The sequence below is a fragment of the Kitasatospora sp. NPDC088134 genome, assembly GCF_044741705.1.
In the GTDB taxonomy this organism is placed as follows: domain Bacteria; phylum Actinomycetota; class Actinomycetes; order Streptomycetales; family Streptomycetaceae; genus Kitasatospora.
Genome location: NZ_JBIUTD010000017.1, coordinates 124,132 through 133,180 on the forward strand (window position 1 = coordinate 124,132; position 9,049 = coordinate 133,180).

Below are 9,049 nucleotides of genomic sequence, written 5' to 3' on the forward strand. Positions count from 1 at the left end.
CCCCACCCATGCCGACCCCTTCGGGATTCGAGTACCAGCAGCGCCCGGACGGCACCGTCCTGATCCTGCACCGCGGCCGCCCCGCCGGCACCCTCCGCGGCAACCGCGCCGACCGGTTCCTCGCCGAAGCCGAATCCGGCGACCCCCAACTCGTGATGGCCCGCTGGACGGGCAACTACAAACGCGGCAACGAACGCACCGCCAAGCACCACCCCCGCAACACCACCCGCTGACGCCCCGTCAACCGCCCGGCGGAACGTCCGGAACATCCGGGGCGTCCGGAACGTCCGGAACATCCGGGGCGGGCAGGGGGTGGCGGTGGTACTGGGGGTCGGGTGGGCCGGAGGCGAGCAGGTTCTCGTCCAGGCCGTTGACGATGCGCAGGGTGCTGCCGTCGGTGAAGGTGAACTCGACGGCGACGGTGCCCGCGGCGAGGTCGCGGCGGTCGGTCGGGCGCCACTCCAGGAGGGCGGTCTCCAGCAGCTGCCGGCCCAGGAAAGGGGCGAGACGGTCGTCGGTGCGGGACCAGACCGGGGTGAGTTCGAACCACTCCCAGCCGGTGATCGGGGCGGAGGTGTCGATCGCGTCCCAGCCGAGGTGCAGTTCGTCGAGTTTCCAGTGGCAGATCTCGACCTGGCGGCCGTCGAACTCCAGCACCACCGGGCAGTCCGCGTACCCGTCGCCGTCCTCGGCGAAGCGGACCACCGCGAAGCCCGTCAGCCGTCGGCCGGCCAGTGCGGCGAGCCGGGCCCCGTGTGCTGCCCGTACTGCGGCGAGGCCGACCAGCGGCACTCGCTCGAACCCCGTGATTCCCATGTCCACGGGCCCGAGTCTGCCAGCCGACCGGGGTGCGGCATGATCGGGGGATGGTGGACGTGAGCGAGGCGGCGGAGGTCCGGGCGTTCTGGGGCGGGTTGGGGCTGCCCGGGCTGGTGGACGTGCACACGCATTTCATGCCGGAGCGGGTGCTCCGGAAGGTCTGGGAGTACTTCGACGCGGCCGGGCCGCTGATCGGGGACCGCGGGTGGCCGATCACGTACCGGCGCGGGGAGGCGGAACGGACGGCGCTGCTGCGGGAGTTCGGGGTGCGGGCGTTCACCGCGATGCTGTATCCGCACAAGGCGGGGATGGCGCGCTGGCTGAACGGCTGGGCGGCGGAGTTCGCGGCCCGGACGCCGGACTGCCTGCACACCGCGACGCTGTTCCCGGAACCCGGCGTCGAGGAGTACGTCCGGGAGGCGCTGGAGGCCGGGGCGCGGGTGTTCAAGGCGCACGTGCAGGTCGGCGGGTACGATCCGGCGGACGCGCAACTGGACGGCGCCTGGGGGCTGTTGGCGGAGGCCGGGACGCCCGTGGTGATCCACTGCGGGTCGGGGCCGGCACCGGGGAAGCACACCGGGCCGGAGCCGGTCGCCCGGGTGCTGGCCCGGCACCCGCGGCTGTGCCTGGTGGTCGCGCACCTGGGCATGCCCGAGTACCGGGAGTTCCTGGACCTCGCCGAGCGGTACGAACGGGTGCACCTGGACACCACGATGGCGTTCACCGACTTCACCGAGGACCTCCTGCCGTTCCCGCCCGCGCTGCTGCCCCGGCTCGCCGCGCAGGGCGACCGGGTGCTGCTCGGCACCGACTTCCCCAACATCCCCTACCCGTACCTGCACCAGCTGCGGGCGTTGGAGCGGCTCGACCTGGGCGCGGACTGGCTGCGCGCGGTCTGCCACCACAACGGCGCCCGGCTGTTCGGCCTCTGAACGCAGGGGAGTTCAGGCGGTGCGCCGCCACTGGCGGGCGATCAGCCAGAGCAGGTAGCCGCCGCCGACCACGCCCGTCAGGACGCCGACGGGCAGCTGGGTGGGCGCCAGCAGCCGCTGCGCGGCCAGGTCGGAGAGGGCGAGCAGCAGCGCGCCGAGCAGCGCCGAGCCGAGCAGGTTGGGGCCGGTGGTGCGGGTGAGGCGTCGGACGGCCTGCGGGGCGATCAGCGCGACGAACGGGACGGGGCCGGCCGCGGCGGTCGCGGCGGCGGTCAGCCCGACCCCGATCAGCACCAGCCACAGCTGCACGGCCTCGGTGCGGACGCCGAGCGAGGCGGCGGTGTCCTGGCCCATCTCCAGCATCCGCAGCGGCCGCCCGAGCAGCACGGCGGCGGGCAGCAGGAGCAGCAGGGCCAGCGCCATCGGCGTGCAGTGCTCCCAGCCGCGGGCGTGGAGGCTGCCGGTGAGCCAGACGGTGGCGCTCTGCGCGTCGCCGAACGAGGCCCGGGCGATCAGGTAGGAGTTGAGCGAGGCGAGCAGCGCGGAGACGCCGATGCCGACCAGGACCAGCCGGTAGCCGTGGGTGCCGCCGCGCCGGGCCAGCAGGTACACCAGCAGCGAGGTGGCGAGGCCGCCGACGACGGCGCCGCCCGCGACGGTGGCGGCGCTGCCGCCGATCAGCAGGATGACGGCGAGCGCGCCGGTCGCCGAGCCGACGGTGAAGCCGATCACGTCGGGGCTGCCGAGCGGGTTGCGGGCCAGGGTCTGGAACAGCGCCCCGGCCAGGCCGAGCGCCGCGCCGACCAGCAGCGCGGTGAGCAGCCGGGGCAGCCGGACCTCCATGACGATGTACCGGTCGGCGCGCCGCCCGCCGCCGCCGAGGACGTCGAGCACGTCCCGGACGGGCAGCGGGTAGTCGCCGGCGGTCAGCGTCCAGGCGGCGGTGCCGAGCAGGGCGAGCAGCAGGACGGCTGCGACCAGGGCGGCGCGCGGATGCCAGCGCACCGAGCGGCCGCCGGGCAGCGGCAGCGCGCGCAGCGGGACGGCGGCCGGGGCGCGGTCGGTTGACGGTGCGTCAAGAAACTTGGCAGTACTCACAGTTGGGCGATCCTCCGGCCGCGGACCAGCGCGATGAAGAGCGGGGCGCCGAGGAAGGCGGTGACCACGCCGACCTGGAGTTCGGCGGGGCGGAGCAGCAGCCGGCCGAGGACGTCGGAGGCGAGCAGCAGGACGGGGGCGAGCACGCCGGAGAGCAGCATGATCCAGCGCTGGTCGGGGCCGCAGAGGTGGCGGGCGAGGTGCGGGACGGCGAGGCCGACGAAGGCGATCGGGCCGACGGCGGCGGTGGCGGCGCCGCACAGCAGGGTGATGGCGAGCAGGCCGAGGGCGCGGGTGCGGGCGGGGCGGGCGCCGAGGGCGTGGCCGGTGTCGTCGCCGAGGGCGAGCGCGTCGAGCGGGCGGCCGAGCAGCAGGGCGAGGACGGCACCGACGGCGAGGAACGGCAGCACCTGGCCGAGGACGGGGGCCTCGACGCCCGCGAAGGTGCCGACCTGCCAGTAGCGGAAGCGGTTCAGGGTGAGCGGGTCGAGCAGGACCAGCGCGTTGACGAAGGCGGTGAGCACGGCGGTGACGGCGGTGCCGGCCAGTGCGAGCCGGGCGGGGGTGGCGGCGGCGCGCCCGCCGCCGAGGAGCTGCACGACCAGGGCGGCGACGGCGGCGCCGAGCAGCGCGAACCAGACGAAGGCGGCGAAGGTCCGCAGCTCGAACAGGGCGGTGCCGGCGGCGACCGCGGCGGCGGCGCCGCCGTTGATGCCGAGCAGGCCGGGGTCGGCGAGCGGGTTGCGGGTCAGGGCCTGCATCAACGCGCCGGAGAGGCCGAGGGCGGCGCCGACGGCGATGCCGAGCAGGGTGCGCGGGAGGCGCGAGTGGTGGACGGCGATCCAGTCCTCGGAGGCGGGTTCGCGGTGCAGCAGGACGTGCAGGACCTGTCCGGGGGCGATCGCGCGGGCGCCGACGGCGAGCGAGAGGACGGCGAGGACGGCCAGCAGCGCGAGTGCCCCGAGCAGCCAGGCGGTGCGGCGGCCCGCGCTCGCGGCCGGGGCCCGGCGCCGGGGAGCGGGCGGGTCGGCCGGGGCGGACGCCGCCTGCGGCCCGGTGCTCGGGGCGGTTCGGGTGGGCCGGGGGCGCTCGGCGGTCGCGTCGAGTCGCTCGGTGGGCTCGTCAAGTCGCCCGGCGCGCGGGGCGGTTCGGGGGTGCTGGGTGCTCATGCGTGCGGGGTGTGCTCGTCCTCGTGGTGGTCGTGGTTGGCGGTGCCGCGCTTCCAGTAGCCGTCCACGTCGACCTGGTCGCGGGTCAGGCCGCGGTCGTTGCGCAGGTGGCGGCGGATCGGGCGGAGCGTGTTCGCCTCGCCGGCGACCCAGGCGAAGCCCAGGCCCGGGGGCAACTCGGCGGCGCGGACGGCGCGTTCGAGGTGGTCGGTGGTGCCGGGTTCGGCGTCGCCGCGGTGCAGCCAGACCACGGTGGCGTCGGCGGCGGTGGCGAGCGGCTGCTCGTCCGCGGGGCCGGGGACCTCGGCGAAGGCGAGCGCCTTCGCGCCGGCCGGGAGGGCTTCGAGCCAGCGGGCCAGCGCGGGCAGCGCGGTCTCGTCGGCGCCGAGCAGGTACCAGTCGTGGACGAGGTCGATCTGCTCGGAGCCGCGCGGCCCGAACACGCCGAGTTTCATGCCGGGTCGGGCGGCGGCGGCCCAGCCGGAGCCGACGCCGGTGCCGTGCAGCACCATGTCGATGTCGAGTTCGCGGGCCTCGCGCCGGTAGTGCCGGATCGTGTAGTCGCGGGTGATCGGCTCGACCGGGGCGTCCATCCAGGTGTCGTTCTCGACCAGGGGTTCGGTGGGCAACTCCTGGCCGGGCGCGGCGAAGCAGAGCTTGACGTGGTCGGTGGGGGCCTGTTCGCAGAAGCCCTCCAGCGCGTCGCCCGCGAAGGTGACCCGGACCGTGCCGGGGGTGACCCGTTCGACCCGCTTGACCTCCAGGAGGCGGTACTTGAGCGGGTGGCGGACGATCCGCATCCGGGGCGGCGCGGCGGTGGTGGTCATCTCGGTCAGCCCATTCGGTCGGTGGTGGCCGGAACAGCCGGACGCCGCCGGGCCGGCCCCGGGCAGAACGGCACGGGGGGACGGCGCGGCGGCGTCGGGCGAACGCCTGAAGATTAGGCTAGCCTAACCTTTTTTTCGTGGCCAGAGCGAACCGGGGGTGACGTTCCCTCAGCCGCCGCTTCGGAACGGCCGTCCGCGACGACCTCGCCGTCGGCCAGGCGGACCACCCGGGGCAGGCGGGCGATGGTCGCGGGCCGGTGCGCCACCACGATCAGCGTGCAGTCGGCGTGCAGCTCGTCCAGGGCGTGCTCCAGCCGGGCCGCGGTGCCGGGGTCGATGTCGGCGGTGGCCTCGTCCAGCACCAGCACCGCCGGGTCGGCCAGCACGGCGCGGACCACGCCGAGGATCTGCCGCTCCCCCGCCGACAGCCGGGAGCCGCGCTGCCCGACCTCGGTGTCCAGGCCGCCGAGCCCGTCCAGCCACGGCGTCAGGCCGAGCCGGGCGACGGCCCGTTCGATCGCGGCCCGGTCCGGCGCGCCCCGCACCAGGGCCAGGTTCTCCGCGACGGTGCCGGTGACCAGCCGGACCTCCTGCGGGACCAGCACGATCCGGCGGCGCAGCTGCTCCTCGGGGATCGCGGCGAGCGGCGTCCCCGCGAACCGGACCTCGCCGGCGTCCGGCCGGTACAGGCCGCAGAGCAGCTTGGCCAGCGTGGTCTTGCCGGAGCCGGTCTCGCCGACCAGGCCGGTGCGGCTGCCCGCCGGGAAGGCCAGGGTGACGCCGTGCAGCGCCCGGCCGTCCGCGCGGTAGCCGAAGTCGAGGCCCGCGCACCGCAGTTCACCGCGCTCGGGCAGCTCCTCGACGGGGGCCGGGACGGCGGCGGGCGCGGTGGCGGCCAGCAGGTCCAGCAGCCGGGCCAGGCCGGTGCGGGCGGTGGCGACCTCGCCGACCAGCTGGGACAGGTCGGTGCAGGAGTCGAACAGGTTGCGGCTCGCCACCACGAACACCACCACGGTGCCGACGCCCACCGCGTCCCGGGTGACCAGCAGGCCGCCGACGGCCAGCAGCGCCACCAGGGCCAGGCCCTCGGCCAGGCTGACCAGGTCGATCCGGTTCTCCACCCGCAGCGCCCGCCGGGCGGCCCGCACCGCGTGCCGGTTCTCCCGGTCGAAGCGCACCGTCCAGCCGGCCAGGCCGCGCGAGGTCTGCAACGCCTCCCGGGCCGTCAGCGTCTCGGTGAAGGTCGCCGCGACGGTCGCCTCCGCGCTCGCCTTCCCGCCGAACGCGGACGCGGCGTCCCGCTGGAACCAGCGGGTGACCAGCAGCGCGGGCGGCAGGAACACCACCAGCTGGACCAGCAGCAACTGCCAGGAGTACCCGGCCAGTACGGTCAGCGTGAACCCGAGGGTCGCCACCGCCGACACCAGGTTGCGCAGGTGCAGCCGGACGAACGCGGCCAGCGCGGCGACCTCGCCGGTGGCCCGGCGCAGCAGGTCACCGCTGCGGTGCGTCTCCAGGAACCGCAACGGCGCGGTCGCCAGGTTCTCCACGGCCCGCTCGCGCAGGGTGCGGACCACGTCCTCGCCGCTGCGGATCAGCAGCAGCTCGCCGACCCGGGCCAGCACCAACTGGGCGGCGGCGAGGACGGCGAGCAGCACGACGGCCAGACCGAGCCGCCCCCGGTCCTCGTCCAGCAGCGCGTCGGTGGCCACCCCGACCAGCGGGGCGACGGCCACCAGCGCCGCCGAATCCGCCAGCCCCACCCCGAGCGCCACCCCCAACCGGAGCCGGTGCGGCCGCAGGAACGGCAGGGCCCGCCGCAGCACCCCGCGCTCGTCGGCCTCCTCGCGCAACAGCGGCTGTTCAGCCATGGACGGCCTCCGGAAGAACGGGACGGACGGACCCGGACAGCAGGCTGCCTGCGGCGCCAACGGCCGAGGACGGAGAACCGGGGCGCTGCCGCCCGCCGCGGGCGCAAGGGCCGCCGATCGGCGTCGGGTGCGCCGGGCCCGCGCAGCGGATGCCGCGTGTGCAACGGGTGGCGCCCGCGCAGCGGGTACCGCCTGCGGCGCGGACGAAGCCGGCAGGCCGGAGCGCTTCGCCGCGGGCGTCGGTGGTGGGGGGCTCAGCCACGGGGGGCCTCCGTGGGGGTCGGGGTGGCGGGGGCGTGCAGGTGGACGGTGCGGTCGGCGGCGGCCAGGACGGCGGGGCGGTGGGTGGCGAAGAGCAGGGTGCGCCGGCCGGCGGACCAGTGGCGGAGGCGGTCCAGGACCAGGGCCTCGGTGGTGGTGTCGAGGGCGGAGGTCGCGTCGTCGAGCAGCAGGACGGCGGGGTCGCCGAGCAGGGCGCGGGCGATCGCCAGCCGCTGGACCTGGCCGCCGGAGAGCGCGGTGCCGCCCTCGCCGAGTTCGGTGGCGTAGCCGTCCGGCATCACGGCGAGCTGGTCGTGCAGGGCGGCGGTGCGGCAGGCGTCCTCCAGTGCGCTCTGCGGGAGGTCGCGGCCGAGCCGCAGGTTGTCGGCGACGGTGCCGGAGAGCAGCACCGGCCGCTGCGCGACGTACGCGATCCGGGTCCGGACCCGGTCCAGCGCGGCGGCGCGCAGGTCGACGCCGCCGTAGCGGACGGTGCCCGCGTCGGGGTCGTCGAGCCGGACGCCGAGCCGCAGCAGGGTGCTCTTGCCGGCGCCGGTGGCACCCGAGAGAGCGACGAACTCGCCTGCCGCGACGGTCAGTTCGACCGGCCCGAGGACGTCCTTGCCGTCCCGCCGGGCGCGCACGCCGGTGAACTCCAGCGGGCCCGCGGCCGGGAGGTCGACGGGGGCGGCGGGGTCGGCGACGGTCGCGCCGATGGAGAGCGCCTCGTCGATCCGGGCGGCCGCGACGTCGGCCTGGCCGCGTTCGAGCAGCCGGTCGACCAGGACCCGGGTGGCGAGGGTGACGATGGCCATCCAGGAGGTGAAGGCGACCAGCCCGCCGACACTGAGCCGCCCGTCCAGGACGGCGAGGCCGCCGAGACCGACGCCCGCGGCGACGGCCAGTCGCGGGACGAGCGGGGCGACGGCGGCCCAGGACGCCTCGACCCGGGCGGCGGTGACGGTGCGTCGGGTGACGTCGGCGCTGGCGGCGTGGTGCCGGTCGACCAGCGGGCGGTGGCCGCCGGTGCCGCGCAGGCCGGTGCCGAGCTGGAGCAGGTCGGCGACGGCGTCGGCGCGGGCGCCGTGCGCGGCGGCGAGGTCGGCGGAGGCGGTGGCGAAGCGGCGCGGGTAGTGCAGGTTGACCCAGACCAGGAACGGCAGGGTGGCCAGGGTGACCAGCAGCAGGCTCGGGTCGAGCGCGCCGATCGCGGGCAGCACGGTGAGGAAGGTGGTGCCGAGCACCACCCAGATCGCCAGGCCGTGCACCCACTCGCGGACCAGGTCGGTGTCCCGGGTGGCGCGCATCGCCAGGTCGCCGTGGCCGCGGGCAGCGAGCGCGGCCCGGTCCAGCCCGGACAGGTGCCGCAGCAGCCGGCCGCGCAGGTCGGCGCCGACCTTGGCGTCCGCGTACCCGGCCCAGTACTGCCAGCCGTACAGGCCGGCGAACTGGACCAGCGCGGCGAGCGCGGTCGCGGCGGCCCAGCGCGCCAGCGCGCCGCCGTCGTGCTTCTGCAGCCCCTCGTCGAGGGCCTGCTGCACGCACCAGGGGACGGCGAGCAGCGCGAGTTGGCGGACGCCAGCGGCGGTCATCGCGGCGGCGACGGTGCCGCGGTGCGGGCGCAGTGCGCCGCGCAGCAGGGCCTTGGCGCGGCGGCGGCGCTCCGGGGAGAGCGCGGTCGGCGGCAGGTCCTCGTCGGCGAGTCGCTCGGCGTCCGCGTGCTCGGCGGTCGGGTCGGCGGCGGGGGCTGGCTGGTGGGTGCTCACGGCGTTGGCCATCCGTCGGTCGGCGGGAGGTGCGGCGGAGGGGACGACCCCGGTGGTGCCGGGCCGTCCCCTCCGGCGGCGGTCGGGTCAGGAGGTGCGGGCGACCAGGCTCGCGGGGCGCAGGTCGGTCCAGTGGGCGTCGATCCACGCGGTGGCGCCCTCGCGGGTGTCCTCGCCGTGCACGGTCCGCCAGCCGGCCGGGACCTCGGCGAACGCGGGCCACAGCGAGTGCTGGTTCTCGTCGTTGACCAGGACCAGGTAGCGGGCGTCGTCGTCCTCGAAGGGGTTGGTGGCAGCCATCGGAGT

Annotated in this window: 9 protein-coding genes; 2 read left to right on the forward strand and 7 right to left on the reverse strand. The window is 76.3% G+C overall.

Annotated elements, in window-relative coordinates; genetic code table 11:
* Positions 1-8: 8 nt before the first annotated feature.
* Positions 9-233, forward strand: coding sequence for a hypothetical protein (locus ACIOHG_RS25070; protein WP_400953836.1), 225 nt, complete (start codon positions 9-11; stop codon positions 231-233).
* Between the two features lie 7 nt (positions 234-240).
* Here the strand turns inward: ACIOHG_RS25070 and ACIOHG_RS25075 are convergent, their stop codons facing one another.
* On the reverse strand, positions 241-816 hold the full coding sequence (locus ACIOHG_RS25075; protein WP_400953851.1) for a hypothetical protein: 576 nt from the start codon (positions 814-816) through the stop codon (positions 241-243).
* Positions 817-866: 50 nt separating this feature from the next.
* On the opposite strand from ACIOHG_RS25075, the gene ACIOHG_RS25080 reads away from it, so the two are divergent.
* The gene (locus tag ACIOHG_RS25080; protein ID WP_400953837.1) at positions 867-1,751 is read left to right on the forward strand and encodes an amidohydrolase family protein; all 885 of its coding nucleotides are present in this window, start codon (positions 867-869) and stop codon (positions 1,749-1,751) included.
* A 12-nt stretch (positions 1,752-1,763) separates the two neighbouring features.
* Here the strand turns inward: ACIOHG_RS25080 and ACIOHG_RS25085 are convergent, their stop codons facing one another.
* The 6 genes from ACIOHG_RS25085 to ACIOHG_RS25110 all read right to left on the reverse strand — a co-directional run bounded on the left by ACIOHG_RS25085 (position 1,764) and on the right by ACIOHG_RS25110 (position 9,043).
* On the reverse strand, positions 1,764-2,849 hold the full coding sequence (locus ACIOHG_RS25085; RefSeq protein ID WP_400953838.1) for a FecCD family ABC transporter permease: 1,086 nt from the start codon (positions 2,847-2,849) through the stop codon (positions 1,764-1,766).
* Positions 2,846-4,018, reverse strand: a complete 1,173-nt coding sequence (locus ACIOHG_RS25090; protein WP_400953839.1) for a FecCD family ABC transporter permease — start codon at positions 4,016-4,018, stop codon at positions 2,846-2,848. The genes ACIOHG_RS25085 and ACIOHG_RS25090 overlap by 4 nt, the downstream gene beginning before the upstream one ends.
* Entirely contained in the window at positions 4,015-4,845 is an 831-nt protein-coding gene (locus ACIOHG_RS25095) for a siderophore-interacting protein (protein WP_400953840.1), read from the reverse strand. The genes ACIOHG_RS25090 and ACIOHG_RS25095 overlap by 4 nt, the downstream gene beginning before the upstream one ends.
* Before the next feature lie 113 nt (positions 4,846-4,958).
* Positions 4,959-6,716 (reverse strand): ABC transporter ATP-binding protein, encoded by a 1,758-nt coding sequence (locus tag ACIOHG_RS25100; RefSeq protein WP_400953841.1) that lies wholly within the window; start codon positions 6,714-6,716, stop codon positions 4,959-4,961.
* Positions 6,717-6,970: 254 nt separating this feature from the next.
* A complete protein-coding gene (locus ACIOHG_RS25105) occupies positions 6,971-8,743 on the reverse strand; it encodes an ABC transporter ATP-binding protein (RefSeq protein ID WP_400953842.1) in 1,773 nt (590 codons plus the stop codon).
* Positions 8,744-8,830: 87 nt separating this feature from the next.
* A complete protein-coding gene (locus tag ACIOHG_RS25110) occupies positions 8,831-9,043 on the reverse strand; it encodes an MbtH family protein (RefSeq protein WP_400702072.1) in 213 nt (70 codons plus the stop codon).
* Between the last annotated feature and the right edge of the window lie 6 nt (positions 9,044-9,049).

Bases quoted from the DNA above. Each gene is read 5' to 3' on its own strand.
- ACIOHG_RS25080 (WP_400953837.1), top strand. From the start codon at position 867: ATGGTGGACGTGAGCGAGGCGGCGGAGGTCCGGGCGTTCTGGGGCGGG.
- ACIOHG_RS25075 (WP_400953851.1), bottom strand. From the start codon at position 816: ATGGGAATCACGGGGTTCGAGCGAGTGCCGCTGGTCGGCCTCGCCGCA.
- ACIOHG_RS25070 (WP_400953836.1), top strand. From the start codon at position 9: ATGCCGACCCCTTCGGGATTCGAGTACCAGCAGCGCCCGGACGGCACC.
- ACIOHG_RS25095 (WP_400953840.1), bottom strand. From the start codon at position 4,845: ATGACCACCACCGCCGCGCCGCCCCGGATGCGGATCGTCCGCCACCCG.
- ACIOHG_RS25110 (WP_400702072.1), bottom strand. From the start codon at position 9,043: ATGGCTGCCACCAACCCCTTCGAGGACGACGACGCCCGCTACCTGGTC.
- ACIOHG_RS25100 (WP_400953841.1), bottom strand. From the start codon at position 6,716: ATGGCTGAACAGCCGCTGTTGCGCGAGGAGGCCGACGAGCGCGGGGTG.
- ACIOHG_RS25090 (WP_400953839.1), bottom strand. From the start codon at position 4,018: ATGAGCACCCAGCACCCCCGAACCGCCCCGCGCGCCGGGCGACTTGAC.